This window comes from Candidatus Planktophila versatilis, assembly GCF_002288265.1.
GTDB lineage: Bacteria > Actinomycetota > Actinomycetes > Nanopelagicales > Nanopelagicaceae > Planktophila > Planktophila versatilis.
The window spans coordinates 1,298,676-1,325,420 of sequence record NZ_CP016778.1 but is presented as its reverse complement, the minus strand read 5'-3'; the positions used below and the strand labels follow the sequence as shown (position 1 = coordinate 1,325,420).

The following is a 26,745-nucleotide window of genomic DNA, read 5'->3' as shown; positions in this document are numbered from 1 at the left end:
TCGCTGGTTTGACCCGCGGCTATCCACACCCGTAACCTTGCCATCTTGCCTCCCCCGTATTTATGACCAGCTAGGGCTAAAGCGCCCTCAACATTTTGGAGTTCTCATGACAAAGCGCACCTTTCAGCCAAATACGCGTCGCCGCGCCAAGAAGCATGGCTTCCGCGCCCGCATGGCTACCCGTGCAGGACGCGCAGTTCTCTCTGCTCGCCGTGCCAAGGGCCGTATAAAGCTCTCTGCCTAAGGTTTAAGAGCGCAACGGATCTTCTCGTGCTCCCAATAGATGCACGTTTAACTTCAAGCTCTGATTTCGCCCGAGCAACTAAAAGCGGAATCCGAGTTACTACAGAACACTTTGTTGGATATCTCTACATCTCACCTGTCACAAATAATGCATCGGCAAAATGTGGACTCATCATTAACAAAACTGTCGGCGGATCCGTCAAACGTCACCGCCTTGCGCGCAAAGTTCGCCACGCGGTCGCACCTCATATTGTAGAACTCCCACTCGGATCACTTTTTGTTGTTCGCGCTCTTAAACAAAGCGATGATAAAAACGTGGCGTCAGAGATTTCTACCCTTATCCAAAAACTTATTGAGCGCTCTAAAAGAATTGAGGCGCGCTAATGAAGTTACTTCTTACCGCATTTACCCGCACCTACCAATTATTTTCTAGCGCATTCGCGCCACGATGCAAGTACTACCCATCATGTTCTAACTACGCCCTCACAGCGATTACTCGCCATGGGCTAAAAGGAATTGCGATGGCCTCATACCGAATCCTTCGCTGCAACCCGTGGTCACTCGGCGGCGTTGATTATGTAGATGAAGACCTTGATTGCGCAGATGCGAAAAAAGCCCATAAAACACTAGTAGGAGCTCGCTAATGGACTCAATTCTTAACCCACTCTATAGCATCGTCTCCGGTGTCATGGTGGCAATTCACCAAGCGGTTGCTCCCATATTTGGTAAAGACTCAGGTGTCACCTGGACTCTTTCCATCATAGGTCTGGTAATACTCATCCGAATTATTCTGATCCCACTTTTTGTGAAGCAGATTAAAAGCCAACGCGCAATGACTGCACTACAACCTCACATGAAAGAGATTCAAAAGAAGTTTAAGGACGACCGTCAAAAGCAATCAGAAGAGATGATGAAGCTCTATAAAGAGCACAAAACAAATCCACTCGCATCATGTTTCCCGATCATTGCCCAAGCACCAATTTTCTTCGCCCTCTTTACCGTTCTTAACGGAATCGCGGCAAAGACCGATGAAGGTGTAGCAGCCCCTATCGGACGCGGATTTCTTAAAGGAGAATTCCTAGATAGCGCGGCGCAAGCGACATTTTTCGGCGCCAAGATTTCACAGAGCTTCTTAGGCACTACCGACCTTAATGTTCGCATCGTCACTGTAATTTTGATTATCTTCATGTCTGCCACAACATTTACTACCCAGCGCCAACTCATGGTTAAAGGCATGCCAAAGATGGATGCAAGTAACAATATGATGTTGCAGCAGCAAAAAATTATGTTGTATGCATTCCCAGTTATCTTTGCAGTTTCAGGAGTTAACTTCCCAGTGGGTGTATTGATCTACTGGTCGACTACAAACCTCTGGACTTGGGGACAGCAGTACTACGTCATCAAACGAAACCCAACACCGGGATCTCCGGCATATGAGGCGTTGGCAAAAAAGCGCGCGGAGAAAGAAAAGTTAGAGAATAAAACACAGAGCACTGAAATTGACCAGAACCAGGAGCAGGCTCCAGAAGTTCTGGGACAACGAAAACAACCAAAGAAGAAAAAGAAGAAGAAGTAATAAATCAGACAAATACTATTAATAACGCTTAACCCGGACAAAGGATGAGAAGATGTCAGAGAGCACCGAAACAACAGTAGAAACTTTAGAAGCAACCGAAGAAGTGGTTGGTTCAAAAGAGGAGCGCGCTCCAAAAAGTGCTGCCAAACTTGAAGAAGAGGGCGATATCGCAGCCGACTACCTAGAAGGCCTACTTGATATTGCAGATCTCGATGGCGATATCGATATCGATGTGGAAAATGGCCGGGCAGCGCTAGCAATCGTGGGTGGCAAGCTCAAGCACCTGGTTGGCGCAGAAGGTGAAGTCCTTGATTCAATCCAAGAGCTCACCCGCCTAGCTGTGCAGACAGCAACCGGGGATCGCAGCCGACTCATGCTTGATATCGATGGATTTAGAGCAGGGCGCCGTAAAGAGTTGACCGCCCTGGCAGAGAAGATGGCTGACCAAGCAAAGACCACAGGTAGCTCAATCAAGCTAGACCCAATGAACGCCTTTGAGCGCAAAATCATCCACGACACAATCCAGACCTTAGGCCTGACCTCAGAGTCAGATGGGGAAGACCCAAACCGCTTTGTCGTTATCTACCCAGCGTAGATCTAGTTTCACGTGGAACAATCAGTAGAGGGGCTAGTCGGCCGCTACTTCCCAGAACGCCAGGAAGAGATCCGTGCCTTTGCGCAATTCCTGACCACCGCTGGAATTGAACGAGGCCTGATTGGCCCCCGCGAAGGTGAGCGCATCTGGGAACGCCATATCTTTAACTGCCTACCGGTAACCCAGCTTCTGCCTCAGAATGCCTCCCTTTTTGATATTGGCTCCGGGGCGGGCTTGCCTGGCATAGTGATAGCCCTAGCTCGTCCTGATCTAAAAGTAACCCTGATCGAACCCCTTGAGCGCAGGGTTGAATTCCTAAAAGAGGCGACCGAAGGACTGGATATTGAAGTGATCCGCGGGCGCGCCCAAGATGTGAAGAAGTGCGCCGAATACGTCACCGCCCGAGCTGTGGCCCCGTTAGAGAAGCTGAAGAAAATTAGCTGGCATATGGTTAAAACCGGGGGAGCCTTGCTTGCAATGAAGGGTGAATCTGCCGCCGCCGAGATGGTGGGGGTAAAGAACGCGGTACTACATGAGATTGAACTTGAAGGTATAGGACTTGGGCGCATCGTCGAACTGCGCAAACCAAGCTAGTCGAGCTAGCCGCAGCTCCGGGAGTGGTTAGATTGGCTCATGTCCGGTGATGATTCACGTGAAACACTCCCTAAAGTTGTTGGGGTCCGCCGGCTAAAAGAGGCGATGGCAAAGCCGGCCTCCACCCGAATTTTCACCGTGGCAAACCAGAAGGGCGGGGTGGGCAAAACCACCACCACCGTCAATATTGCAGCCGCCCTTTCTATGGGGGGCTTGCGAGTACTTGTCATTGATCTAGACCCACAAGGAAATGCCTCAACTGCCCTGGGGGTGGAACACCGCCAATCTGCCGGTGTCTATGAAGTGCTGATGGGTAGTGTGCAAATTTCAGAGGTCATTCAAAAAGTGGCAGGTTTTCCAGCACTTGATTGCCTTCCTTCAAATACATCACTTGCCAATGCTGAAATCAATTTAGTTTCCATGGTTGCCCGCGAATTACAACTCAAGGCTGCTATCGATGAAATCAGTGCAAATTATGATTACATCTTTATTGATTGCCCACCGTCGCTAGGTTTACTTACCATCAACGCATTTGCTGGATCAAAAGAATTGCTCATCCCGATTCAAACTGAGTACTACGCGCTAGAAGGTTTGTCACAACTTCTTGAGACCTACTCTGTTGTGAAGAGGAGATTGAACCCAACACTTAACCTTTCCACCATTGTTTTAACTATGTTTGATGGGCGCACACGTTTATCAAATGATGTTGCGGCAAATGTGCGATCTCATTTTCCTAATGAACTTATTGATATTCCTATCCCTCGTGCGGTGCGCGTTTCAGAAGCGCCTTCATACAACCAAACGGTGATGACCTATGACCCGCTATCACCAGGTGCGATTGCCTATATGCAAGTAGCCCGCGAAATTGCAGAACGTGGGAAAGCTAAAGATGATGTTGTCTTTGATTCAAATGTTGTCAGCATTAATTACAAGGGTGGAATTGCATAATGGCGATTAAGCGTGGTGGGCTCGGTACAAATCTTGATTCACTTATTCCCACCTCACTAACTGTTGCCGGCACTGAAGTTGCGCAGCAAAACGAAGTACCCATCAACCAAATTTCACCTAACCCACGTCAGCCGCGCACCGTCTTTGATGAAAGCGCACTCAATGAATTAATTGCATCCATCAAATCAATTGGTATCTTGCAACCACCAGTAGTTCGCAAAGTTGCGGAGAATAAATATGAACTCGTTATGGGAGAGCGTCGTTACCGCGCTGCTAAAGCTGCCGGGCTCACATCCATTCCGGTCATTATTAGACAGACACCCGATAACGAATTACTTCGTGATGCACTGATTGAAAATATTCACCGAAGTAACCTCAACCCTTTGGAAGAAGGCGCGGCATATGCACAATTACTCAGCGACTTCGGCTGCACCCACGATGAACTCGCACTCAAACTTGGCCGATCACGCCCGCTGATTTCAAACACAATCCGGTTATTAAATCTTCCTGATGCGGTACAACGCAAAGTTGCATCCGGTGTTCTTTCTGCTGGCCATGCGCGAGCACTGCTGGGGCTAACAGATGCAACAGAGATTGAAAAACTAGCATCAAGAATTGTGGCAGAGGGGCTAAGTGTTCGCTCTACTGAAGAAATTATCGCCACCATGAAACCCACAAGTAAGGGCGCTAAGAAATCTAGCGTTAAGGGAGTATCGGGTGCCGGCTTAGCTGCCGCCGAACTCTTAAGTGATTACCTTGATACCCGCGTGAGTGTGGAGAGCGGAAAAGGTAAAGGCAAGATTGTTATTGAATTTGCCGGCAATGAAGATCTACAACGCATCGTTGATCTCATCGAAGGATCTAAGTAAGCGCGGTTCCTCTGCGACCCATCTCTTGCTTAATCACACCACCGAGTGCTTTCACGCCTTCACGAATTCGCTCTGGTGTTGGGTGGCAATAAGAAAGACGCATCGACCATGAACCAAGACCATCTGCATAAAAAGCACTGCCTGGCACATAAGCAACCTTGGCCACAATCGCCTTCGGCATTAAAGCTTTAGTATCAATTTCGGCCGGCAAATTAACCCACACATAAAAACCACCGCCAGGCTTTGTCCATGTGGCCTCTGCTGGGAAATGTTGCTCTAGAGATTCCAGCATCGCATCGCGGCGCACCTTATAAAGCTCACAGAAGCTAGCAATCTGATCGCGCCATGGCTGATCAGCTAAGTAACTAGAGATAGTGAGCTGGGTGAAGTTTGACGGACACAAAATTGAAGATTCAGATGAAATCACCAACTTATCTTTCAGTGATTGCGGAACAAGTGCCCAACCCACACGAAGCCCAGGAGCAATAGTCTTTGAAAAGGAGCCTAAATAAATAACATTTTCAGAATCTTCGGCGCGCATTGCATTCGGGGAAGGCTTATCAAAACCTAATAGCCCGTAAGGGTTATCTTCAACGACAAAGATTTCTTCTTCACGGCAGATACTTAAGATCTCGGTGCGGCGATCGGCTGGCAGACAAACACCAGTGGGGTTTTGGTAATTTGGAATCAGATACAAGAACTTGATCTTGCGCCCGGTAGCACGCACGCTCTTAATTGCTGCACGCAATGAATCAGGAACCAGGCCATTGTTATCCATCTCAACGTGCACAACCGAAGCTTGATATTGCCGGAAAGTACCGAGGGCGCCGACATAAGAAGGAGCTTCAACGAGCACAACATCACCTGGATCGATAAAGATTCTAGAGATGAGATCAAGTGCCTGCTGGGAACCGGTAGTGATGACGACATCATCAGGGTTTGCGCGAATTCCTTCAAGTGCCATCACATCGCAAATCTGTTGCCGAAGTTTTGGATGTCCTTGGCCACTTCCATATTGCAGTGCTTCCGAACCATTGGTGAGAATGAGTTCCTTGACTACCCCGGCAATCATCTCCATCGGAAGAGCAGAAAGATTTGGCATTCCACCCGCGAGTGAAACAATTTCCGGGCGAGATGCAACTGCAAAAAGTGAACGAATCTCTGAAGGCAGCATCTCGGCAGCGCGCGCAGCAAATCTCTTCTCGAGATTCTGCGGGGCACCGGTTTGGTAGCGGATAGAGATGTCAGACATAAGGAGAAGTCTCCCATAAGTCATGCGATGCTAGCGAATGAATATCCTCTTCATTAATCAGCGAAGACCTGCGCTACGTAGGTCTGATATTCGCAAGGTTCCAGTCTTTGCATCATCTTCGGCCGCTAAATAAAGGCGCTGAATCGCAATAATGAAGCTTTCAGCAATGGTGTCTCTAAATTCGGCTCGGGCTAAACGAGCGGCATCTGCGCTATTTGAGATATATCCAAGATCCACACGAACTGCAGGTGCGGTGATTAGGCGAAGTGAATCCCATGTCTTTGCATGGGTGCGGCAATTCAGGAAATCAGTACGTGCACAGAGTTCGCGCTGTACTAAGGATGCAAATCTTTCACCCACAATTGAGTGCACACCATGTTGGTCATTGCCATAAAAGAATGTTGCCACACCATGTGCTTCAGAGTTTTTGTGCTGGTCGATGTGAAATGAAATCATCAGATCAGCCTTATTTTTATTGGTAAATGAAATCCGCTCTTCTTCACTGGGGTTGTTATTAGCACCGCGTGTGAGAAAAACAGATGCACCCAGTGCTAATAGACGTCCCTCTAACCGCTGTGCGATATCAAAGACAATATCTCTCTCATGTTCTTCTGAACTTGGATCAATCACAATTACTTTATTAGCCAAAGCAGGCCCACGATTTTTCTGCAGCGCACTTTCTCGAAGTGCAGCGGGTGCGCCACCAGAAACAATTTTTGTCAGGCGAAGCATTGCGATAATTGTTGCCGGACCACACTTACCATCAATTGCAACACCGACAGATTTTTGGAATTCCTTAACCGCACTTTCGGTCATAGCTCCGTAAATTCCATCAACTCGTCCGCAGTGAAAACCCATCTCAGTCAGACGCGATTGCAGAGCTGCCACATCATCACCATGCATCAATGGCGGCTTTTGTAGATAGAGCGAGCGATCGCCCAACTTCCATCGAGCCTCTTCTAGCGCGCGAAGCGTTTGTTCGTTGAGCTCACCGGTGATGTGAAGACCACGCTCTTGCTGAAAAGAGCGAATGTCATCGGCCGACATCTCTTTCATAGCAAGACTCTTCCTAAAAGTAAGTTAATTAAATGAAACCTTCGAGCTCTTTCAGAAGAGCAGGCTTTGGCTTTGCACCAATGATTGTCTTTACTACTTCACCATTGACATAAACATTGAGCATTGGAATAGAGGTCACGCCATATTTGATAGCGATGGCAGATTCTTCATCGGTATTGAGCTTTACAATCTTTAACTTATCACCGTGTTCTGCAGCGATATCATCAAGAATCGGAGCGATTGCGCGGCATGGACCACACCATTCGGCCCAGAAATCAACGAGCACTGGCGTGCTGCTTTTAAGTACAACCTCATCGAAATTGGCTGCTGTGACTTTGATCGGTGCACTCATCTTTACTCCTATTTTCTATCTAGCTCTTGTAATTCTATAGCGGTTGAGGTTACTAGTGGGATAAAAACTTTTCAGCATCAAGAGCTGCCTGACAACCCGAGCCCGCCGCTGTGATGGCTTGTCGGTAGGTGTGATCGACCAGATCACCACAGGCAAAGACTCCAGCGAGGTTTGTGCGGGTAGAGCGGCCTTCGACTTTCACATAACCCTCGTTATCAAGTGTCACAGAAGATGTAACAAGCTCAGAGCGCGGAATATGCCCGATGGCAACAAATAATCCAGTGAAGTTACGCTTACTTACTTCTCCAGTTTTAGTGTTACGAAGTTCGAGGGCTTCAACTTTCTGCTCACCTAGAACATCAATGACTTCGGTATCCCACAACAATTCGATTTTAGGATTAGCAAATGCGCGCTCCTGCATAATCTTTGAGGCGCGAAGTTCACCACGGCGGTGAATCAAAACAACTTTGCTCGCAAACTTTGTGAGAAATGTTGCCTCTTCAAGTGCGGAGTCGCCACCACCAACAACAGCAATCTCCTGATCTCGAAAGAAGAAGCCATCGCACGTGGCACACCATGAAACACCACGTCCCGATAAACGCTTCTCGTTCTCTAAACCAATTTCTCGGTATGCCGAACCCATTGCAAGGATTACCGAACGGGCGCGAACAACATTTCCTGACCCATCTTTAATAATCTTGATATCACCAGTGAGATCCATTTCAACAACATCATCGGTAATCAGTTCAGTACCAAAACGCTTTGATTGCTTACGCATGTTATCCATGAGATCCGGTCCCATGATTCCATCAATAAAACCTGGAAAGTTTTCAACTTCAGTTGTATTCATCAGCGCACCACCGGCGGTGACAGAACCTTCATACATTAAAGGATTTAATTGAGCGCGCGCGGCATAGATAGCAGCGGTGTAACCAGCTGGCCCAGATCCAACAATGACAACCTCGCGAATATCTGTGCTCATAGGGTGAGAATATCGCGCTTAACAGAATTACTTATCGCGACGCCGGCGCAGGGTAGCGGCAACGAACCCTCTAAGCCCTGAGACTTCACTCACTTTCAGAGCTCTGGCAATAAAGAGATAGGCAATCCCACTTCCCGCAAGAATAAAGAGCAATCGAATAGCACGAAGGGCAAGGGAGGCATCGTCATAAGCCCAATCGAAGTAGAAAGCGATTGCAAAAAATGGAAGCATTCCCACAAAGGATGCAATTAACAGAAGCCCATGTTGAGCGGCAAAATCACCAACTTGTAACCGCCCGATATGTTTTTTCAATAAAGAGATAGTAATAAAAAGCCCAACGATGTAACTGACTGAAAACGCTAAACCGAGTCCCACTGTCACCCAATAACTATCTAAAGTTTCCAGGAATACATAAGATAAAGCAACAGAGATGATGTTAATAATCAAGATAGATAACACCTGCGTTTTAGTATCTTCAAATGCGTTAAAGCCACGAATCAAAATTAAGTTGATTGAAAAAGCAACGAGACCGATACTGAGCGCCGAAAGAACAAAACCAATGTAACGGGCATCTTCTAGCGAAATTCCTAAATAGAGGGATTGAGTCATCAGCGGGCCAAAGAGAAGTAACGCAACAGCGCTGGGCACGGTGACAACAGCCACCATTCGAATTGCGCGAATGAGCTGCTTGCGCACCTCTTCAATATCCTTAGCTATTGCAAGTCGTGATAAGTGAGGAAGCAGCGCTGTCACAATTGAAATTGTGACGATCGAATATGGCAAGAGCATGATGTAGTAAGCGCTAGTAAATGGAGTAAAACCAACACCTGTTGTTATTCCAGCTTGGGCACTTCGCACCGCGGCACTTGTTGCAACATTTACTGTTACCAAATAACCGAGTTGAGAGATAAGTACGTAGATCAAAGTCCACCCGGCTAGACCGAAAGATTTACCGAGCCCGCCAAGACCAAACATGGGGCGAATATGAATTCCAGAGCGCTTAACTACCGGAATCAAAATCAACGCTTGCACAACAACACCCAGCGTCGTGCCCCAACCCAGAATCTGTACTTGCAGATCTGTAATTGTGCCCAGCGCTAGTGAGCGCTCAGTGATGAGAACGGCGGCAAAAACAACGATCACAACCAGGTTATTTGCAATCGGCGCCCACATTAGTGGCGCGAATGAACCACGGGCGTTTGCAACCTGACCGAGCATTGTAAAGAGACCAAGGAAGAAGATTTGTGGCAAGCAATAGCGAGTAAAGGCAACTGCAATCTCTTGCTCAGTTTCAAAGCCAGGAGTAGAAAATTCAGGTGCATATAAACGAACAAGTGCGGGCGCAAAAATTACTCCCACTGCAACAAGTACGAGGAGAATAAGAGAAATAGTTGTGACAAGTCTGGAAGCGAAACCATGGCCACCATCGTGATCTTCAAAAGATCTCACTAGTTGAGGAACAAAGATGGCGGTGAGCGCACCACCAACAAGTAAGTTATACAAAATGTTAGGCATGGTATTTGCAACGTTAAATGTGTCAGCTAAGAGTGCGGTACCAAGCACGGCGACAGCAAGCAGTGCGCGAACAAAACCGGTAATTCGGGAAAGTATTGTTCCTATCGCCATGATTCCAGAGGCGCGAAAGAGTTCGTTATTTTTCATTTACGACTCTTTCGCACTCTTCGAACAGATTGCGTAATTGCACCTAAGAACAATAGAACTGCAGCAGCCGTTGTAAACCACGCAACACGAGAATCTATGATCGTCGCGCTCAAGGCTAGCTCAGATTGCTCACCAACTAACTGCCCTTCACTATTCATAAATTGGGCATTCACAAGGACAGATCCCGGAGCAATGACATTTACCTCCAGTGTTAACTGCTGCCGCGATTTTGCAGCTAACTGGATGTTATTTACATTCTCAATTGTGATACGTGAGTTCAGCGGAATGAGAGAAAGATTTACAACAGTTGGTGTGTCAAAACTATTTACCAAAGTCACCGGCAACTTAGCGGTAGTAGAAGTGAGTTGATATCGACCTGGAATCACGCGCAGCTTGGCAGTCATTGCCTGAACCGCACGCGTTGCTGAGTAAGAGAAAAAGACGCGTTCACTTTCATCAAGTGCTGGATTCATTACCGTGCCAAGTCGCGCCCGAAGAGCGGTGATTTCAGGGGCGGTTGAGATTGTAGAAAGTCCAGTGAGCATCCTGCGGTTCTCTGTATACAGAGCTTTAAATGGAGAATTAAGGCGCGATGCCCCTTTGCTCCACCCATTTTCGGCAATAACAGGCCGACCTAATTGAAGTTCTAATCGCTGCTTTCCAAATAGCGAGTAGAAACGTAACTCACTTGGCGCTAATCGCTTTGCAAGAGATTGATCTGGGTTGCCATACGGCAGCGCGATAACCGGATTATTAAGCGTCGTAAACTTCAAGGCAAATAACCAACTCTGTGCAGCTAATTGCCCTGCTTTATCTTCTTCGCCCGCAATCGAATAACCATCTGCCATATCTGCGATCTCATCAATAAGAGCTGGGTCTATCACCCACGTTTTTCGCGAGTTCGCTGGGTTATAGACAATTTTGCCTAACTTACCTTCGGGAGTGATCAACGTTGCTAATTCATTATTGCGAAATTTGCCCTCGAAATCTTTATGAGGTTTATCAGTAATTCTTACAACTGGAGTTGCAGCATCTGCAGGCGTCACACCAAAGGCAATGAGTGCCAACAGAACTATTGCTACCTTCTTCATAGCGCAGACATTTCCTGCGCCGCATTTGTTCGCGCAATTAATTTCTTCTCGTCAGGATAAGCAAGGCGTTCCACGATTTCAGCAAGCGGGAACCATGCAACCTCATCTACTTCACTCTCCTGCGCCGCCAGTACCCCGCCATTTTCTCGGAATAAATAATGATGAACAGTTTTATGAATTCTCTTCCCACCTGCCATAAACCAGAAATCAATTACACCCAAAGATTTTTCAATAACAGAGACGATGCCGGTCTCCTCTTGCACTTCGCGCAAGGCCGCTTCTTCTGGAGTTTCACCCTCTTCAATATGTCCCTTTGGCAGTGACCAGAGAATTCTCTTGCCGGTCGTATCTTTAAGATCGCGACGGCCGATAAGCAGGCCAAGTTTTCCGCTGGCATCAACGACAAGTCCACCGGCGCTGACTTCATCTACTCGTTTGGCATAAACAACTTTTGCTGGTGCTTTTTTTGCGCGCTCTGCATTAGGGGCGGTGGGGGTCGTTACATCTTGAGATTGTGGGGAGCGATGAGCTGGGCGCTTGCGCCTACGCTTTTTCTTCGTACCTTCGCTGCCCGCACCAGGTGCCGGGGTCATAGATGAAGAGTACGCGACTACGCTTATCTATTGTGAGCGCAGAGAAGAGCAATTTTGGGGCAGCCGCCGAGTTGGCTATCCGCTCCCTCATCGCAAACGCGCCAGCGGCATCATCACTTGCCCAAGCTTTCACCGCCAGTGGTTTTCGCCTTGCACTCGTGGGTGGCCCTGTGCGCGATGCAATCTTGGGTCGACTTGGAAATGATTTAGATTTCACAACAGATGCGCACCCACATGAGACAAAGAAAATACTTAAAGCATGGGCAGATAATACTTGGGATACCGGAATTCTCTTTGGCACAGTTGCAGCCAAACTCGGTGATGTCACTGTTGAAGTAACTACGTATCGATCAGAGAAATACGAAGAGAATTCTCGTAATCCAGATGTTGAATTTGGTGACAACATTGAAGGAGATCTCTCCAGACGAGATTTCACCGTTAACTCGATGGCGCTAGAGCTCACAGGAACCGAACCAGAATTTATCGATCCATTTGGTGGGCTGGAAGATTTAGCGAAGAAAGTATTAAGAACACCAGCAAGTGCCGAACAGTCATTTTCAGATGATCCACTTCGCATGATGCGTGCTGCTCGTTTTGCAAGTCAACTTAACTTTGCAATTGATCCAGAAGTCACTGCAGCAATGACAGCGATGGCTTCTCGCATCTCGATTATTTCGGCTGAGCGGGTGCGCGATGAGTTTATAAAAATGCTGATGTCAGAAAACCCACGACTTGGAATTACCATTTTGGTAGATACTGGTCTCGCTGATCTTGTCCTGCCAGAGATTCCAAAGCTGCGTCTGGAAATTGATGAGCATCATCACCATAAAGATGTGTATGAACATTCCATTACCGTTCTAGAGCAAGCAATTGCGCAAGAAGACAGACTAGGCGGCCCTAACCTTGTCATTCGCCTAGCAGCGCTTCTGCACGACATTGGAAAACCAAAGACTCGTAACCTTATTGAAGGCGGCGGAGTTTCATTTCATCACCATGAAGTAGTTGGAGCCCGACTAGCAAAGGCGCGCATGAAGGCGCTCCGCTTTGATAATGAGACAGTCGACGCCGTTGAAACCCTCACCGCTTTGCATCTGCGTTTTCACGGTTATGGCGATGACGAATGGACTGACTCTGCGGTGCGCCGTTACGTGCGCGATGCTGGTGAATTACTCACACATTTACATGTATTAACTCGCGCCGATTGCACTACTCGTAATGCAAAGAAGGCAGAACGACTAGCTCGAACATATGACGGCCTTGAGGCGCGCATTGCAAAACTGGAAGAGGAAGAAGAGTTATCAAAGATTCGCCCAGATCTAGATGGCGCGCAAGTAATGCAACTACTTGATCTCAAACCTTCAGCTGATGTTGGCAAAGCCCTTGATTTCCTGATGGAGCTACGCATGGAACATGGTCCGCTGGGTGAAGAACGTGCAACGCAAGAGTTATTACAGTGGTGGAAAGCTAGGCGTCATCCTTAAGAAAGAATTTTTCTGGGCGTAGCAATACTGTGGCAACAAGTACCCAGGAGATTGAAACGATAAGTGGCAATAACCATGAATCACCACTGAGGGGCAAGATCCAGGCGGCAAATAGGGCGCCGGTAACAATTGCTGAATTAACAACAACGTCATAGACCGAAAAGACTCGACCACGGAAGTAATCATCAATCTTTGATTGCACCAAGGCATCGTTTGTCACCTTCACACTTTGACCACACATCGCAGCAAAAAATGCGGTAGCCCCAAGCAGAATTGGGGTGCGATCTATAACGAGTAAGAGTGAACCAAAACTTGCGGCAAAGATAGATAAGCGAATCCAACGATGGCGTCCAACTTTTCGCACGCCGTAAGGAGCGGCAAGTGCCCCAATAACAAAGCCGGTAGCTGCAATAGATAAGGTGACACTTAATCCGGTAAGACCAGCCTCACTGTCGGCCGGATCATTAAAGGTATTTCTTTCTAGTAAAAGCGCGGTCAGCGTAAGGGCGGTCAGACCTCCGCGGTGAATTGCCGTTGCTGCAATTCCGCGAGCAGCATCGGCGTGCTCTTGTAGGAATTGAAAACCTTCGCGCATTTCAATGAGACCTTGGGTAAAGCTTCCTTTAACAATTTCATGTGGGCGCGGGCCAATTTCAGTCTTTCCCAACAAAGATGTGAGCAGTGCAGCAATCAGATACCCGAGAGAAGCTGCAAGTATTAGTACAGCGTCTGCGTTATCGGCGCTCCCGGAAAGATCAAGAAGCTGGCGAATACCTAAGCCAATACCTCCGCCAATAACAACCCAGACTGAACCACCGGTGACAGCGAGAGCGTTAGCGGAAATAAGTTCTTTCGGTGTTGTCATCAGTGGTATTCCGGCAGATAGCCCGGCAAGAATTAATCTATTAACACCGAATGCAATCAAGACGAAGACAGTAATTTCTAGCCCAGTTCTTCCATTAAAGATTAAGAGTGCGATAACGACAAGCGTGAGCGACCTAGTGAGGTTAGCGAAAAATATCGCTCGTTGGCGAGAGAATCTATCGAGCAGAGTTCCAACAAATGGACCCACAATTGAATAGGGCAGCAGCACAACAGCAAATGCCACCGCCGCATTCACCGCACTTGCCTGACGTTCAGGAGAAAAGAGAATAAAAGAGGCAAGCGCGCTTTGAAAAATACCATCAGTGATCTGCCCAGACCAACGGATTCGCAGCAAGCGAAAGAGTTTCCGATCTCTGAGCAATTGCCACAAAGTCATAGGAGAAGCGTAGTTAGGTAAAGGGGTTTATTCTTCTCCTATTATGCAGACTCGACGAGGGTTCATCGATTATTCACTTGATAAGCGTGCAACCCTGCTCGCTCTCTTTCGAGGTGTTGTCGATGCGTGTGATGCTGACCCATATCTGATGCGAGCAGCTAAATATCACGGTGAGAAAACTGAGCGCAAATGCCCAGTGTGTAAGAAAGATGGGCTAGTAGAACTGCGTTACACATTTGGGGATCAACTTGGGCAATTCTCTGGCCGTATAAAAAATGGAGCCGAACTTGCAGAGATGGAGAAAGAGTTCGGAGAGTTCTCTGTGTATGTCGTTGAGGTCTGTCGTGAATGTTCCTGGAATCACTTGTGCTCTACATACTTATTAGGCGATGGCCGCGAGCGTAAAGCTCCACGTCGCCAGCGCACACTCGAGGATGAAGACTTCGCTTCACTGAAGTAGACATATTTACCCAGTAATCTAGCCAAATGATTAAAACCAAATTGATCCGAGCCGGAATCTTCCTGGCAGGCTTTGGTTTTATTGCGGGTGCAACCCTCTTCGCATTTGCCTGGTTTACTGTTTCAATCCCGGACCCAAATGCCTATGTAAATAGTCAATCCACCGTCATCCAATATTCAAATGGTTCTGAAATTGGGCGTGTAGGAACTCAGAACAGACAAATCTTGCCGCTTGCAAAAATTCCACTTCGTCTACGTTATGCAGTGATGGCGGCAGAAGATCGCAACTTTTATGCCAATCGCGCCTTTAGCCCAACCGGCATCGCACGAGCACTTCTCAATAACCTCAGATCAGGAGATCTCACCGGAGAAGGTGGCTCAACAATCACGCAGCAATATGCAAAGACCGCATTTTTATCACCAAGTCGCACAATCCAAAGAAAAATTAAAGAACTTGTTATCTCACTTAAGTTAGAAAATGCGCTCTCGAAAGATCAGATCTTAGAGAACTATCTCAACACCATTTATTTTGGTCGCGGTTCATACGGCGTGCAGACTGCGGCTCAGCAATACTTCAATCGCAACGCTCATCAACTCAGCATTTCACAATCTGCAGTCATCGCAAGTATCTTGCGATCTCCTGGTTATTACGATCCTTCGCTCTCTAAAGAAAACGCAGTCCGACTTGAAAATAGATTTGCTTATGTCATTCAAGGAATGCTCGACAAGAAGTGGATTACTGAAGCCGAGGCAAAGGATGCCAAGTTCCCGCGAGTGGCACCACGTACAACATCTGGACAATTAAGCGGTCCCAAGGGTTACATCATTGATGCGGTACAGAAAGAGCTCAGCAAACTCGGATTTACTCAAGACCAGCTACTTGTTGGCGGTTATGTCATTAAGACAACGCTCGATCAACGCGCACAACAAGCTGCAGTTGATGCGGTAAATAAATTCACACCTGCTGACGCTCCGGAAAACCTTCACACCGCACTTGTTGCTATTCGCCCCGGCACTGGCGAAGTCATTGCGATGTATGGTGGAAAAGATTATGTAGTTCGACAACTAAATGATGCCACCCAGTCCATTGCCCTGGCCGGCTCTACCTTTAAGCCCTTTGCACTCATTGCCAGCCTTGAAGCTGGAATTCCGATGACATCGATGTGGAATGGTGATTCACCTCAAACTTTTGATGACTTAGGAAGACCGTATGAAGTATCGAATTACGGCGATGAAGGGTGGGGTCAGGTAGATCTACTCACCGCAACCCAACACTCCATCAACACTGTATTTGTGCCCCTGGGTATGAAAGCAGGCTTGGATAAAGTTGTTGATGCAGCTAGACGTGCTGGAATTCCAGAAAATGTGGCGATGATTGCAACCCCATCTGTTGCCTTAGGTGTTGCAAGCCCGCATGTGATCGATGTAGCAAACTCCTATGCCACATTTGCCGCCCAAGGTGTGTACTCAAAGCCTTATATGGTTGCATCTGTGACCGGATCAAATAAAGGCTTGCTCTATCAAGGCAAAGCACAGACACAAGAAGTATTTACTAAAGAGGTGATGGCAGATCTCACCTACGCACTTAAGAGTGTGGTCAATGGCGGAACCGGATCGGCAGCCCTTGCTTTGGGTCGCCCGGCTGCTGGAAAAACTGGAACATCGCAATCAAATGCGTCAGCGTGGTTTAGCGCATACACACCACAACTAGCGGCTTCCGTTGCCCTCTTTCGCGATAGCGCATCTGAATCACTTAATGGAATTGGCGGCCTCACATCTGTGACAGGTGGAACATTCCCGGCAAGAATCTGGACCTATTTTATGAAGGGCGCTTTGAAAGATGAGCCCATCATGAGTTTTCCAGCACCTGCAAATATTGGCGGCCTTGAACCTGTCGTGATGACAAGTGGTGGCATTCAAACAAGAAAGAAGTAATACCTAATGCGCGTTGGAATTCGCGTCGTTCTACTTCTTGCAGTTCTTTCTTCGCTAGTAAGTTTTGCCAAGTTCAATTACTGCAGCAGCGAAGGCTGGCAATCACCAGGCCAGTATGTTCATGCATGTTATTCAGATATTCCTGCCCTGTATGGCGAACGTGAATTAGATCAAGGCAGATGGGCTTATTCCAGTGCCGAGAACGCTGTTGAATACCCCGTTGTCCAGGGCGCAATCATGTGGGTTACGGCAAAACTTATTCCGCAAGGAGTAACTAATTACTTCCACATCAACATACTTCTCTTAGCACTGCTCTTTCTCTTTATTTCTTTCATCACATTTAAGATCAAACCCGAATTTGCATATTTACTCCCGCTGGCACCGGCTGCAGTGGCCTCGCTCTATATCAACTGGGATCTCTGGGCGATAGCAACGATGTTAGCTTCGATATATTTCTTCGATAAGAAGTTAGAGATACCGAGTGCGATACTTCTTGGAATTTCGATCTCAACAAAGTTTCTCCCCATCTTCTTACTCATCCCCATCGCGCTTATCTTCTTTCGCCGAGAAAAGATTGCAAAGTTTGCGCAATATTTCCTCATCACCGTTGTCACATTCATTGCAATCAACGCACCGGTATTTCTCACAACACCACAAGGGTGGTGGCGCTTTTATTCACTTAACCTCAACCGCGGATCTGACTGGGGTTCGATTTGGTATGCCCTCTCTAACTTAGGTCTTAACCTCACCCACCAAAATTATTTATCTGTTCTCTGTTTACTCATCGGAATTACCGCACTCATCATCTATTTACTCCAACTCACTAAACCACCCACCCTTGCCCACACAGCGATCTTTATCTTCATCATCGTGATGGCGGTGAGCAAGGTCTATTCACCGCAGTATGTTCTCTGGTTAACACCCCTTGCCGTGATTGCACTTATCGATGAGAAAGATTTGGCCGTGTTCTTCTTCTGGCAAGGGTGTGAACTCTTGTATCACTTCGCAATCTGGCAACATCTTGCCTCTGTTACTGGTGCGAAATTCGGTCTACCGGTTGTGGCATATTCAGTCATTACCCTGGTCCGGATTGGAGCCTCGATTCTCCTGCTGGCCCGCCTAGCCGCCCGCCATCGAAAATCCCGCGTATTTCCGAGCGAATTTCTCTTATCAACAGGCGAGAGTTACCCTTAGCGTCCTGAATTACACAATCCTTCGGAGCGTGTTCTTCAGGAGTATTAACCCTCCTGTCACGGAAATGCCGTGGCCGTCTTAGTCCAAAGGAGGTCGGGTTAACGCATGCGTCACTATGAATTAATGGTCATTCTCGATCCAGAACTCGAAGAACGTACAGTCACACCATCACTTGAGACATATCTCAAGATCATCAAAGACAGCGGAGGCCGCGTCGACAAGCTCGATGTTTGGGGCAAGCGCCGTATGTCATTTGAAATCAATAAGAAGCCAGAAGGCATTTACGCAGTTGTAGATATGCACTGTGAGCCTGCGGCAATCAAAGAGTTAGATCGTCAGCTGAACCTGAACGAATCTGTCTTACGCACAAAGGTAATACGCCCCGAGTAATCAACAGCTGCCGCGTTTCGCGCGGTAGATGTCACCTATTACGGGTAATTTATTAGCACGGACTCCACGAGTAGATAAGAGGAAAAAATGGCAGCAGGAGATACAACAATTACCATGATCGGCAACCTAGTTGACGATCCAGAGCTACGTTTCACACCTAGTGGTGCAGCGGTAGCAAAATTTCGTGTTGCCTCAACACCTCGTTATCTAGATAAGGCTACAAATGAATGGAAAGACGGCGAGAGCCTCTTCCTTCAATGCCAAATCTGGCGCCAAGCTGCAGAAAATGTTGCAGAGTCACTAACAAAGGGAATGCGCGTCATTCTCTCTGGCAGACTCAAGCAACGTTCATATGAAACAAAAGAAGGCGAAAAGCGCACGGTCTTTGAGGTAGAAGTTGATGAAGTAGGTCCATCACTCCGCAATGCAACAGCGAAGGTCACACGAGCTTCGCGTGCAGGTGGAACTGGAGCAAGTGCAGCACCAGCTGCAGCCGAATCCTTCAACGACGATCCATGGGCTGCCGCAACGACTTCACCAGCCGGTGGTGGATGGGGAACATCTACAACCGACGAACCACCCTTTTAAATAGAAGAAGTTAAACAACCGACAATCCATTCCTTCTAAGCAAGTTGCGAAACTACTTGGAAGGGCCCGAAAAGGAGCACCACAATGGGAGCAAGAAATAACAAGGCTCTACGCGAGCCGAAGAATAAGGGCGCTAAAGCAGCAGCCCTTAATAAGAAGTTCAAGAAGAAGCCTTGCAGCTTCTGTCGTGACAAGGTCACATATATCGATTACAAAGATATTGCGACCCTACGTAAGTACATCTCTGATCGCGGCAAGATCCGCGCTCGCCGAGTAACAGGTGCTTGCACACAACACCAACGTTCAGTAGCAACAGCTGTCAAAAACAGCCGTGAAGTAGCGCTACTGCCTTACACATCTTCAGCGCGATAAGGGAGCTAAGAACTATGAAACTCATCCTTACTCGTGAGGTAAATAAGGTCGGAAACGCTGGCGATGTTGTCACTGTTAAAGATGGCTACGCACGCAACTTCTTGTTGCCACGTGGCGTTGCAATCGTCTGGTCACTTGGTGGCGAGAAGCAGATCGAAGGAATCCGCCGTGCACGTGCTGCCCGCGAAGTCCGCGATCTCGATCACGCTAAAGAGATCAAGGCAACACTTGAGAAGGCAACAGTGACCGTAAAAGTCAAGACCGGTACAGCTGGTCGCCTCTTCGGTTCTGTCACAGATAAAGACATTGCTGCTGCAATCAAATCAGCAACATCAGTTGATATCGATCGCCATAACCTCAAGACAACAGGTCATATCAAGAAGACAGGCACACACGCCGTTAAGGTTTCACTTGCACATAACATCGTTGCAACTGTTAACTTGACTGTAGTTTCTGCTTAATAGATCTTCAGTTATAAGAAAGCCCGTCGCAATCTGCGGCGGGCTTTCTTATTTCACCAATTAATTTAGAGCCAGCCAGATTTCTTGAATTTCCTATATAGAACAACGGTGATCACGAGGAGTGAACCGATGACGGCCGGATATCCAAATTCCCAGCGTAATTCAGGCATGGTGTCGAAGTTCATTCCGTAGATTCCAGCAATCATTGTTGGTACAGATGCCAGGGCAACATAGGAAGTAATTTTGCGCATATCGCTATTTTGCTGAAGTTGTACTTGTGCAAGCTCTGCCTGCAGCGCCGATGTGAGTAGCGCATCTAGGCCAGATGCTGCATCAGATGCGCGTGATAGATGGTCGAGGGTATCTCTGAAGAATGGCGTAAGTTCGGTCGGAATATTACGAGCGCCAATACTAGCGATATGTTGAAGTGGCGATAAAAGTGGATCAATTGCATGGCGGAATTCAATAACCTCGCGCTTAAGTAAGTAAATCTCTTGCGATGCACTCTCTCTGGTATCTCCAAAAACCTTATGTTCTACTTGCAACACATCGTTTTCAAGTTCGATTGAGATATCGATATAACAATCAATGACATGGTCAAGAATTGCGTGTGCAACAGCGTAAGGTCCTTTTGCTAATTGCTCCGGGTTACCTTCCAAATGATGGCGAGTGTTCACTAACGGTGCACCATTTCCGTGTCGCACGACAACAATGAAATGTTCTCCAATGAAGCAGAAGATTTCACCGGTAGAAATTTGGCTACCCTTCTCTTCATAAAAGGCGGTCTTTAGTACCAACGCTTGCACGCCGGGGTACTCTTCAAATTTTGGACGTTGATGAGCGGTAATGGCATCTTCGATTGCAAGGGGATGAAATTTAAAGTCACCGATGATCTTGTTAAATTCATTCTCGGTCGGCTCTGCCAGACCTAGCCAGACGAAGCCCCCATCGCTTCTTGCCTTTTGAATAAGTTCAGCGAGATTGGAGGGTTGGGTGTACCGAACGCCATTTTGGTAGAGGGCGTAATCAACAATCATGTGCGAAGTGTTCCGCAGAAAAGTGAATATCAGGTGATATCTCACCAGGTGAGAACTCCTAATTTACTTTTCTCCCCACCTTTCCACGCTCAATTGGCAAGCTATCCACCGATAGGCGTGAGTTACACACACCTTCTCCACACCCTTTTACACATAGAAGTGGGCTTTATCCACACCTTTACCCCCAGGGCCCTTCGCATTTGTCAGTGCTCTAGAGGAAGGTACGCCTCGTGAGCATCGCAGAACTACCCAATAACTCCCAACGTAACGGGCAGTACAACACTGTTGGGGCTGAGTTTGAGCGCACACCACCACAAGATCTTCAAGCAGAACAATCTGTTCTCGGTGGAATGCTGTTATCAAAAGATGCGATTGCAGATGTTGTTGAAGTTCTTCGTGAACGTGATTTCTACAGACCAGCACACGAACTTATCTATGATGCAATTCTAGATCTCTACGGACGCGGTGAACCAGCCGATGCAATTACTGTTGCGGCAGAACTCACAAAGCGTGGCGATATTGCGCGCGCAGGTGGTGCACCTTACTTGCACACACTTATCTCTTCTGTGCCAACCGCTGCTAACGCCGGCTACTACGCAAAGATAGTTTTAGAACATGCAATCATGCGCAGGCTTGTGGAGGCAGGAACAAAGATTGTGCAACTTGGCTATGATCAAAATGGTGAAGTAGATGATGCAGTAGATGCTGCGCAAGCAGAGGTCTATGCGGTAACAGAACGACGCTCTTCTGAAGATTATGTGCAACTTAATACTTTACTGCCGCAGGCACTTGATGAGATTGAAGCTATTTCAAAAGGTGTTGGCGCCGAAGGTGTTAAATCTGGTTTCCGCGATCTCGACCTTCTTACACACGGTTTCCATCCTGGAAATATGATTATTCTTGCAGCTCGTCCTGCTGTCGGTAAATCAACGCTCGGTCTTGATATTGCCCGTCACGCCGCAATTCACGATAACCAAACAGCGGTGATCTTCTCTCTTGAAATGTCGAAATCTGAAATCACAATGCGCATGCTCTCTGCCGAAGCGCGTGTGGGACTTAATAGCATTCGTTCCGGTCAACTCAGCGATGATGAATGGTCAAAGCTTGCTCGCCGAATGGGTGAGATCTCAGATGCACCGTTATTTATTGATGATTCAGCCAACCTTTCTATGATGGAGATTCGAGCAAAAGCACGCCGCTTAAAGCAACGTCACAATCTCAAACTCGTCGTGATTGATTACCTGCAGCTGATGACATCAGGTAAAAAGGTGGAGAACCGCCAGCAAGAAGTCTCGGAATTTTCGCGTCAATTAAAGTTGATGGCAAAAGAATTAGATGTTCCAGTTATTGCAATCTCACAGCTCAACCGTGGCCCGGAACAACGTACAGATAAGCGCCCGATGCTCTCAGACCTTCGTGAATCTGGTTCTATCGAACAAGATGCCGACGTAGTTATCTTGCTTCACCGCGATGATATGTATGACTCACAGAACCGATCAGGTGAAGCAGATTTCATTGTGGCCAAGCACCGTAATGGACCAACTCGCACCATTACCGTCTCTGCCCAACTTCACTTTGCACGCTTCTTTGATATGGCACCGAATGTTGGTTCTGGACGCGACTTCACACAATCAACAGGATCTACAAATGATATCCAACCAACTGCGCCAGGTGATGGTGGCTGGAACGAGTAGTTCCTTTTGATTTATTCTGTGGCCACCGTTTTTGCACGGTCTGCTAAGTAGATTCCAAAGAGCACGACGAGTGCTCCGAAGAGTTGAATTACATCCCAGCTCTGAGCAAACCAGACCCAGGCAAAGGCACCGGCCAGTACCGGCTCAAGCATTCCAATGACGCTACTTGTCGATGCAGTAAGGAGTCGCATTCCGGTAAGCACGCAGAGATAAGGAACTACGGTTCCAATGATTGCAGCTGCTGCCATCATCACCCAACCAGGAACTAATGTGCCAGCAGCAATGCCACCCAGGTCCATCTTCATTGTAAATACTTCAAAAGGAAAGGTCCAAGGTGGAAGAACTACAAGCCAAAAGATTGATGCAAATCCCATACCAAAGATAAGTAGGGCAATCGGTTCACGTTTCTTTCCAATTTTCTCACTCATTAAGAAGTACGCAGCTAGCGCGAAGGCGCTCATCACAGCACCACCGATACCAATCAAGTCGAAAGCGAAGCCATCCCACGCCTTGGCAACCAAGACCAAACCGAGAATTGAGAAGGCGATAGCTATCCACATTTGGCGCGCAACGAAAGACTTACGGACAAACTTAATCCATAAGGCGATCCAGATTGAAGCGGTGAACTCGATAATCAAAACAAGAGCTAGTGGCACTCCACGTTGGATGCCAAGTAGGTATCCAAAATTAACCATCGCAAAACCGATGACACCGTATAAGCCTAATTTAGGTATTTCAGCGCGCACCATCCTGATGATTTCAGGGCGGGTGAGTGCAACCAGTGTTCCGAGAATGAGCACAGCCGTCACAGAACGGAACTCAGCTAAGCGAAATGCTGGCAAATGCTTTAGTACAACCGTAACCACGATTCCGCTTAATGCGAAGAAGAAAGCTCCTAAAACAAGAAAAAACTCACCACGATGTTTTGAAAGCACCAGGAAAGGTTATCGTACAAGGACTAAAAAGCGGACTCCGGGATCTCCATAATCGTTGAATCAGTTGCTTCCACAATCTTACGATCTGCAGTGATATGTGGAAGAACTGTTGCAACAAAGAACTTTGCCGATGCAATTTTGCCGGTGTAGAAATCAGTATCTTTGCCAGCACCGGCAGCTAACTTCGCTTCTGCAATATCTGCCTGGCGAAGAAGAAGCCAAGTAATGATGACATCGCCCACTGCCATCAAAGCGCGTGAGGTGCTTAAGCCCACCTTGTAAATCTCATCTGACTTCTCTTGTGATGCCATCGCATGGCCAACAAGTACGCCGATAATTCCATTGAGATCAGCCAGTGCTTTAAGGAGAGCTTGCTTCTCAGCGGCATGTGCTCCTCCACTTTCAGCAAATGCTTGAATCTCTTTTCCGAGTAGACCAAGTGCACGCCCACCATCTTTTACAACTTTGCGGAAGAAGAAGTCCAAACCTTGAATTGCTGTTGTGCCTTCATACAAAGTATCAATCTTGGCATCGCGCACATACTGTTCTAGTGGCCAATCTTGGGTAAATCCGGCTCCACCAAATGTTTGTAGTGATTCAGTACCAAGAAGTGTCCATGATTTTTCAGAACCGAAGCCTTTAACAACTGGAAGCAGGAGATCGTTCAGACGTTCCATCTTCTCTAACTTCTCTTCTTCCCCGGCTGCTCGAGCCAATTCGATTTCATCTTGGATAGAGGCGGTATAGAGCACGAGTGCGCGCATTCCTTCGGAGTAAGCCTTCTGCACCATCAAGGAGCGGCGAACGTCTGGATGCTTAATGATTGTCACACGCGGGCTTGCTTTATCGTTCATCACCTTCATATCGCCACCTTGCACGCGGACTTTGGCATAGGAGAGTGCTTGCAGATAGCCGGCAGATAACGTTGCAATCGCCTTAGTTCCCACCATCATGCGAGCGAATTCGATAATTTTAAACATCTGGAAGATTCCTTGGTGGACATCACCGAGTAGATAGCCAACGGCAGGCTCTTTCTCGCCAAGATTTACTTCGCAGGTAGCAGAAACATTAAGGCCCATTTTACTTTCCAGGGCTGTGACATATACGCCATTGCGTTTTCCTAGTTCGCCTGTCTCAAGATCGAACATGAATTTAGGAATGAGAAAGAGTGATAAACCTTTTGTTCCTGGTCCGCCACCTTCACGACGAGCGAGCACAAAGTGCATCACATTCTCATAGAAGTCGGCATCTCCGGAAGTGATGTATCGCTTATTTCCGGTGATATGCCAAGTCCCATCTGCTTGTTCCACAGCTTTTGTCCGCCCTGCCCCAACATCTGAACCAGCATCTGGTTCAGTCAATTGCATGGTCGCGCCCCAGTGACGATCAACCATATGTTTCGCCATTGTTTTTTGAACATCTGTGCCCAATAAAAATGCAACATGGGCAAAGGCGTAACCGGATGCATAGAGGTGAACAGCGGGATTTGAGCCAAGAACCATTTCGGCAATCGCCCAACGAATGGATGCTGGAACTTTCATACCACCGAGTTCTACTGGTGCATCAAGTCGCCACCACTCGCCATCAATGTATGACTTATAAGATTTAATAAAGCTCGCAGGCAGATTTACATTGCCAGTCTCTTTATTCAGGATTGCGCCAACGCGATCGCCTTCAACAAAGGAAGCAGCGAGATCGTTCTCACATAAACGCTTCATCTCTTCTAACATTCCCATTGCGGTATCGCGATCAAGTTCAGAGTAGATAGAAGTACCCAGTACTTTTTCGCGACCAAGTAGGTCAAAGAGGCAGAATTCAATATCGCGCAGGTTGGCTGTGTAATGGCTCATGGCGCAATAATGCTACCCGCCAGTAACTTAGGCAAGCGCGCCGGACTCCTTTTTCTAAGCCCGCAAAGGTAGGCTCGCGCCGTGCTTCTTAGTGATCGCGATATTCGCTCCGAAATAACGGCGGGCCGCGTGGCCGTTGAGCCTTTTGAAGAGGCGATGATTCAACCTTCCTCTGTCGATGTCCGCCTGGATAAATTCTTTCGCGTCTTTGAAAATCATAAATATTCAGTCATCGATCCATCACTGGAACAACCCGAGCTCACTCGCGAAGTTGTTGCCGAAGATGGCGAAGCATTTATCTTGCACCCAGGTGAATTCGTATTGGCAAGCACCTATGAAATTATCACTCTTCCCGATGACATCGCCGGGCGGCTAGAGGGCAAATCTTCACTGGGCCGCCTTGGACTGCTGACACATTCCACTGCAGGATTTATTGATCCTGGATTTTCTGGACACATCACCCTGGAACTATCGAATGTTGCTAACTTGCCGGTGAAGTTATTCCCAGGCATGAAAATCGGTCAGCTCTGTCTGATTAGACTTTCATCCCCTGCTGAACACCCATACGGTTCAGCCATTTACGCATCACGTTACCAAGGACAGCGCGGGCCAACCCCAAGCCGCTCCTTTATGAATTTTCACCAGAGCAAGATCAAATAGCTCCTCGGATAGCCTATATCTGGGGAATACAACTACCCACCAGAAGGTTGAACACATTATGGAATATATAGTCATCGGCGCAGTCGTACTTTTGGTTCTATTTTTTATTGCTCAATACAACCGCCTCATTCGTCTAAACATCACAGTCGATGAAGCATTCGCGCAGATTGAAGTACAGCTCAAGCGACGCGCAGATCTGATTCCAAATTTAGTAGAGACCGTTAAAGGTTATGCAGCCCACGAACAATCAACATTTGACGCCGTTGTCACAGCGCGGGCAAAGGCAACAAGTGCAACAACAGTTGCTGACGTTGCAGCAGCAGATGGCGCTCTGACAAATGCACTCAAAGGTTTACTTGCAGTTGCTGAGGCGTATCCAGATCTAAAAGCATCGGCAAACTTCTTATCTCTGCAAGAAGAACTTTCTACAACTGAGAATAAAGTTTCCTTTGCACGTCAGTTCTATAACGACAACGTGCGCTCACTTAATACAGCCGTTAAAACCATCCCCACCAGCTTCTTTGCTGGCTTTGCCAAGGTAGATGCTCGTGATTTCTATGAAGTTGAGAATCCAACAGATCGCAACGTTCCTGGCGTTAAGTTCTAGTTAGTTCG

The 26,745-nt window shown here is 47.5% G+C and carries 30 protein-coding genes; 19 read left to right on the top strand and 11 right to left on the bottom strand.

Annotation, left to right across the window (positions count from 1 at the left end; genetic code table 11):
- The first annotated feature begins 106 nt into the window (after positions 1-106).
- The 8 genes from rpmH to A1sIIB76_RS06825 are packed head-to-tail and all read left to right on the top strand — an operon-like array spanning position 107 to position 4,825.
- On the top strand, positions 107-244 hold the full coding sequence (gene rpmH, locus A1sIIB76_RS06860; RefSeq protein ID WP_095675443.1) for a 50S ribosomal protein L34: 138 nt from the start codon (positions 107-109) through the stop codon (positions 242-244).
- A gap of 26 nt (positions 245-270) precedes the next feature.
- On the top strand, positions 271-627 hold the full coding sequence (gene rnpA, locus A1sIIB76_RS06855; RefSeq protein ID WP_095697333.1) for a ribonuclease P protein component: 357 nt from the start codon (positions 271-273) through the stop codon (positions 625-627).
- Entirely contained in the window at positions 627-887 is a 261-nt protein-coding gene (gene yidD, locus A1sIIB76_RS06850; RefSeq protein ID WP_095694103.1) for a membrane protein insertion efficiency factor YidD, read from the top strand. The genes rnpA and yidD overlap by 1 nt, the downstream gene beginning before the upstream one ends.
- On the top strand, positions 887-1,819 hold the full coding sequence (gene yidC, locus A1sIIB76_RS06845; RefSeq protein ID WP_095675440.1) for a membrane protein insertase YidC: 933 nt from the start codon (positions 887-889) through the stop codon (positions 1,817-1,819). Before yidD ends, yidC begins: the two co-directional genes overlap by 1 nt.
- A gap of 52 nt (positions 1,820-1,871) precedes the next feature.
- Entirely contained in the window at positions 1,872-2,414 is a 543-nt protein-coding gene (locus tag A1sIIB76_RS06840) for a Jag family protein (protein WP_190286236.1), read from the top strand.
- A 12-nt stretch (positions 2,415-2,426) separates the two neighbouring features.
- Entirely contained in the window at positions 2,427-3,008 is a 582-nt protein-coding gene (rsmG, locus tag A1sIIB76_RS06835) for a 16S rRNA (guanine(527)-N(7))-methyltransferase RsmG (RefSeq protein ID WP_095697332.1), read from the top strand.
- Between the two features lie 39 nt (positions 3,009-3,047).
- Positions 3,048-3,956: a ParA family protein gene (locus A1sIIB76_RS06830; protein WP_095697331.1), complete on the top strand. Its 909-nt coding sequence runs from the start codon at positions 3,048-3,050 to the stop codon at positions 3,954-3,956.
- Positions 3,956-4,825: a ParB/RepB/Spo0J family partition protein gene (locus tag A1sIIB76_RS06825; protein WP_095697330.1), complete on the top strand. Its 870-nt coding sequence runs from the start codon at positions 3,956-3,958 to the stop codon at positions 4,823-4,825. Before A1sIIB76_RS06830 ends, A1sIIB76_RS06825 begins: the two co-directional genes overlap by 1 nt.
- On the opposite strand, the gene A1sIIB76_RS06820 is transcribed toward A1sIIB76_RS06825, so the two are convergent.
- From A1sIIB76_RS06820 to A1sIIB76_RS06790, 7 genes are read right to left on the bottom strand one after another with little or no spacing between them, the layout of a single operon-like run.
- The gene (locus tag A1sIIB76_RS06820; RefSeq protein WP_095697329.1) at positions 4,818-6,077 is read right to left on the bottom strand and encodes an aminotransferase-like domain-containing protein; all 1,260 of its coding nucleotides are present in this window, start codon (positions 6,075-6,077) and stop codon (positions 4,818-4,820) included. The genes A1sIIB76_RS06825 and A1sIIB76_RS06820 overlap by 8 nt on opposite strands.
- 57 nt (positions 6,078-6,134) lie before the next feature.
- The gene (locus A1sIIB76_RS06815; protein ID WP_095694098.1) at positions 6,135-7,133 is read right to left on the bottom strand and encodes an N-acetylmuramoyl-L-alanine amidase; all 999 of its coding nucleotides are present in this window, start codon (positions 7,131-7,133) and stop codon (positions 6,135-6,137) included.
- Positions 7,134-7,161: 28 nt separating this feature from the next.
- Entirely contained in the window at positions 7,162-7,485 is a 324-nt protein-coding gene (gene trxA / locus A1sIIB76_RS06810; RefSeq protein WP_095675434.1) for a thioredoxin, read from the bottom strand.
- A 52-nt stretch (positions 7,486-7,537) separates the two neighbouring features.
- Entirely contained in the window at positions 7,538-8,467 is a 930-nt protein-coding gene (gene trxB / locus A1sIIB76_RS06805) for a thioredoxin-disulfide reductase (protein WP_095675433.1), read from the bottom strand.
- Positions 8,468-8,494: 27 nt separating this feature from the next.
- Positions 8,495-10,129, bottom strand: coding sequence for a murein biosynthesis integral membrane protein MurJ (gene murJ / locus A1sIIB76_RS06800; protein ID WP_095697328.1), 1,635 nt, complete (start codon positions 10,127-10,129; stop codon positions 8,495-8,497).
- Positions 10,126-11,220 carry a DUF6049 family protein gene (locus tag A1sIIB76_RS06795; RefSeq protein ID WP_095697327.1) on the bottom strand — a complete coding sequence of 365 codons (1,095 nt, stop codon included), beginning with the start codon at positions 11,218-11,220 and terminating at the stop codon, positions 10,126-10,128. The genes murJ and A1sIIB76_RS06795 overlap by 4 nt, the downstream gene beginning before the upstream one ends.
- The gene (locus A1sIIB76_RS06790; protein WP_095675430.1) at positions 11,217-11,813 is read right to left on the bottom strand and encodes an NUDIX hydrolase; all 597 of its coding nucleotides are present in this window, start codon (positions 11,811-11,813) and stop codon (positions 11,217-11,219) included. Before A1sIIB76_RS06790 ends, A1sIIB76_RS06795 begins: the two co-directional genes overlap by 4 nt.
- A gap of 2 nt (positions 11,814-11,815) precedes the next feature.
- Between A1sIIB76_RS06790 and A1sIIB76_RS06785 the strand changes: the two genes are divergently transcribed.
- Positions 11,816-13,294, top strand: coding sequence for a CCA tRNA nucleotidyltransferase (locus A1sIIB76_RS06785; protein WP_095697326.1), 1,479 nt, complete (start codon positions 11,816-11,818; stop codon positions 13,292-13,294).
- Here A1sIIB76_RS06785 and A1sIIB76_RS06780 read toward each other — a convergent pair.
- Entirely contained in the window at positions 13,278-14,555 is a 1,278-nt protein-coding gene (locus tag A1sIIB76_RS06780) for an MFS transporter (RefSeq protein WP_190286235.1), read from the bottom strand. The two genes, A1sIIB76_RS06785 and A1sIIB76_RS06780, sit on opposite strands and share 17 nt — an antisense overlap.
- A 43-nt stretch (positions 14,556-14,598) precedes the next feature.
- On the opposite strand from A1sIIB76_RS06780, the gene A1sIIB76_RS06775 reads away from it, so the two are divergent.
- The 7 genes from A1sIIB76_RS06775 (at position 14,599) to rplI (ending at position 19,954) form a co-directional block, all read left to right on the top strand.
- On the top strand, positions 14,599-15,015 hold the full coding sequence (locus tag A1sIIB76_RS06775; protein WP_190279070.1) for a DUF5318 family protein: 417 nt from the start codon (positions 14,599-14,601) through the stop codon (positions 15,013-15,015).
- A gap of 26 nt (positions 15,016-15,041) precedes the next feature.
- Positions 15,042-16,949: a transglycosylase domain-containing protein gene (locus A1sIIB76_RS06770; protein ID WP_095697325.1), complete on the top strand. Its 1,908-nt coding sequence runs from the start codon at positions 15,042-15,044 to the stop codon at positions 16,947-16,949.
- 6 nt (positions 16,950-16,955) lie between these two features.
- On the top strand, positions 16,956-18,143 hold the full coding sequence (locus A1sIIB76_RS06765) for a mannosyltransferase (protein ID WP_095697324.1): 1,188 nt from the start codon (positions 16,956-16,958) through the stop codon (positions 18,141-18,143).
- Positions 18,144-18,248: 105 nt separating this feature from the next.
- Positions 18,249-18,533, top strand: coding sequence for a 30S ribosomal protein S6 (gene rpsF / locus A1sIIB76_RS06760; protein WP_017955646.1), 285 nt, complete (start codon positions 18,249-18,251; stop codon positions 18,531-18,533).
- Positions 18,534-18,620: 87 nt separating this feature from the next.
- Positions 18,621-19,121 (top strand): single-stranded DNA-binding protein, encoded by a 501-nt coding sequence (locus A1sIIB76_RS06755; protein ID WP_095675425.1) that lies wholly within the window; start codon positions 18,621-18,623, stop codon positions 19,119-19,121.
- An 84-nt stretch (positions 19,122-19,205) separates the two neighbouring features.
- The gene (gene rpsR / locus A1sIIB76_RS06750; protein WP_095675424.1) at positions 19,206-19,493 is read left to right on the top strand and encodes a 30S ribosomal protein S18; all 288 of its coding nucleotides are present in this window, start codon (positions 19,206-19,208) and stop codon (positions 19,491-19,493) included.
- A 14-nt stretch (positions 19,494-19,507) separates the two neighbouring features.
- Positions 19,508-19,954 (top strand): 50S ribosomal protein L9, encoded by a 447-nt coding sequence (gene rplI / locus A1sIIB76_RS06745; RefSeq protein ID WP_095675423.1) that lies wholly within the window; start codon positions 19,508-19,510, stop codon positions 19,952-19,954.
- 65 nt (positions 19,955-20,019) lie between these two features.
- On the opposite strand, the gene A1sIIB76_RS06740 is transcribed toward rplI, so the two are convergent.
- Positions 20,020-20,991, bottom strand: coding sequence for a magnesium and cobalt transport protein CorA (locus A1sIIB76_RS06740; protein WP_095697323.1), 972 nt, complete (start codon positions 20,989-20,991; stop codon positions 20,020-20,022).
- A 230-nt stretch (positions 20,992-21,221) separates the two neighbouring features.
- Between A1sIIB76_RS06740 and dnaB the strand changes: the two genes are divergently transcribed.
- Positions 21,222-22,685 carry a replicative DNA helicase gene (dnaB, locus tag A1sIIB76_RS06735; protein ID WP_095697322.1) on the top strand — a complete coding sequence of 488 codons (1,464 nt, stop codon included), beginning with the start codon at positions 21,222-21,224 and terminating at the stop codon, positions 22,683-22,685.
- 11 nt (positions 22,686-22,696) lie between these two features.
- Here dnaB and A1sIIB76_RS06730 read toward each other — a convergent pair whose 3' ends face one another.
- On the bottom strand, positions 22,697-23,620 hold the full coding sequence (locus tag A1sIIB76_RS06730; protein WP_095697321.1) for an EamA family transporter: 924 nt from the start codon (positions 23,618-23,620) through the stop codon (positions 22,697-22,699).
- 23 nt (positions 23,621-23,643) lie between these two features.
- Positions 23,644-25,470, bottom strand: a complete 1,827-nt coding sequence (locus A1sIIB76_RS06725) for an acyl-CoA dehydrogenase (protein ID WP_095697320.1) — start codon at positions 25,468-25,470, stop codon at positions 23,644-23,646.
- 81 nt (positions 25,471-25,551) lie between these two features.
- Between A1sIIB76_RS06725 and dcd the strand changes: the two genes are divergently transcribed.
- Together dcd and A1sIIB76_RS06715 are read left to right on the top strand one after the other, a co-directional pair.
- The gene (dcd, locus tag A1sIIB76_RS06720; RefSeq protein ID WP_095697319.1) at positions 25,552-26,130 is read left to right on the top strand and encodes a dCTP deaminase; all 579 of its coding nucleotides are present in this window, start codon (positions 25,552-25,554) and stop codon (positions 26,128-26,130) included.
- 58 nt (positions 26,131-26,188) lie between these two features.
- A complete protein-coding gene (locus A1sIIB76_RS06715; RefSeq protein ID WP_095697318.1) occupies positions 26,189-26,737 on the top strand; it encodes a LemA family protein in 549 nt (182 codons plus the stop codon).
- The last annotated feature ends 8 nt before the right edge of the window (positions 26,738-26,745 follow it).

What these genes read in the sequence shown, in the direction of transcription:
- murJ (WP_095697328.1), bottom strand. Translation starts at nt 10,129, where the DNA reads ATGAAAAATAACGAACTCTTTCGCGCCTCTGGAATCATGGCGATAGGA.
- A1sIIB76_RS06715 (WP_095697318.1), top strand. Translation starts at nt 26,189, where the DNA reads ATGGAATATATAGTCATCGGCGCAGTCGTACTTTTGGTTCTATTTTTT.
- A1sIIB76_RS06740 (WP_095697323.1), bottom strand. Translation starts at nt 20,991, where the DNA reads ATGATTGTTGATTACGCCCTCTACCAAAATGGCGTTCGGTACACCCAA.
- A1sIIB76_RS06840 (WP_190286236.1), top strand. Translation starts at nt 1,872, where the DNA reads ATGTCAGAGAGCACCGAAACAACAGTAGAAACTTTAGAAGCAACCGAA.
- trxA (WP_095675434.1), bottom strand. Translation starts at nt 7,485, where the DNA reads ATGAGTGCACCGATCAAAGTCACAGCAGCCAATTTCGATGAGGTTGTA.
- rpsF (WP_017955646.1), top strand. Translation starts at nt 18,249, where the DNA reads ATGCGTCACTATGAATTAATGGTCATTCTCGATCCAGAACTCGAAGAA.
- rpmH (WP_095675443.1), top strand. Translation starts at nt 107, where the DNA reads ATGACAAAGCGCACCTTTCAGCCAAATACGCGTCGCCGCGCCAAGAAG.
- A1sIIB76_RS06755 (WP_095675425.1), top strand. Translation starts at nt 18,621, where the DNA reads ATGGCAGCAGGAGATACAACAATTACCATGATCGGCAACCTAGTTGAC.
- rplI (WP_095675423.1), top strand. Translation starts at nt 19,508, where the DNA reads ATGAAACTCATCCTTACTCGTGAGGTAAATAAGGTCGGAAACGCTGGC.
- A1sIIB76_RS06795 (WP_095697327.1), bottom strand. Translation starts at nt 11,220, where the DNA reads ATGAAGAAGGTAGCAATAGTTCTGTTGGCACTCATTGCCTTTGGTGTG.
- A1sIIB76_RS06825 (WP_095697330.1), top strand. Translation starts at nt 3,956, where the DNA reads ATGGCGATTAAGCGTGGTGGGCTCGGTACAAATCTTGATTCACTTATT.
- A1sIIB76_RS06765 (WP_095697324.1), top strand. Translation starts at nt 16,956, where the DNA reads ATGCGCGTTGGAATTCGCGTCGTTCTACTTCTTGCAGTTCTTTCTTCG.
- yidC (WP_095675440.1), top strand. Translation starts at nt 887, where the DNA reads ATGGACTCAATTCTTAACCCACTCTATAGCATCGTCTCCGGTGTCATG.
- A1sIIB76_RS06780 (WP_190286235.1), bottom strand. Translation starts at nt 14,555, where the DNA reads ATGACTTTGTGGCAATTGCTCAGAGATCGGAAACTCTTTCGCTTGCTG.
- A1sIIB76_RS06770 (WP_095697325.1), top strand. Translation starts at nt 15,042, where the DNA reads ATGATTAAAACCAAATTGATCCGAGCCGGAATCTTCCTGGCAGGCTTT.
- yidD (WP_095694103.1), top strand. Translation starts at nt 627, where the DNA reads ATGAAGTTACTTCTTACCGCATTTACCCGCACCTACCAATTATTTTCT.
- A1sIIB76_RS06815 (WP_095694098.1), bottom strand. Translation starts at nt 7,133, where the DNA reads ATGAAAGAGATGTCGGCCGATGACATTCGCTCTTTTCAGCAAGAGCGT.
- A1sIIB76_RS06775 (WP_190279070.1), top strand. Translation starts at nt 14,599, where the DNA reads ATGCAGACTCGACGAGGGTTCATCGATTATTCACTTGATAAGCGTGCA.
- A1sIIB76_RS06725 (WP_095697320.1), bottom strand. Translation starts at nt 25,470, where the DNA reads ATGAGCCATTACACAGCCAACCTGCGCGATATTGAATTCTGCCTCTTT.
- A1sIIB76_RS06785 (WP_095697326.1), top strand. Translation starts at nt 11,816, where the DNA reads ATGAAGAGTACGCGACTACGCTTATCTATTGTGAGCGCAGAGAAGAGC.
- A1sIIB76_RS06820 (WP_095697329.1), bottom strand. Translation starts at nt 6,077, where the DNA reads ATGTCTGACATCTCTATCCGCTACCAAACCGGTGCCCCGCAGAATCTC.
- A1sIIB76_RS06830 (WP_095697331.1), top strand. Translation starts at nt 3,048, where the DNA reads ATGTCCGGTGATGATTCACGTGAAACACTCCCTAAAGTTGTTGGGGTC.
- rpsR (WP_095675424.1), top strand. Translation starts at nt 19,206, where the DNA reads ATGGGAGCAAGAAATAACAAGGCTCTACGCGAGCCGAAGAATAAGGGC.
- trxB (WP_095675433.1), bottom strand. Translation starts at nt 8,467, where the DNA reads ATGAGCACAGATATTCGCGAGGTTGTCATTGTTGGATCTGGGCCAGCT.
- A1sIIB76_RS06790 (WP_095675430.1), bottom strand. Translation starts at nt 11,813, where the DNA reads ATGACCCCGGCACCTGGTGCGGGCAGCGAAGGTACGAAGAAAAAGCGT.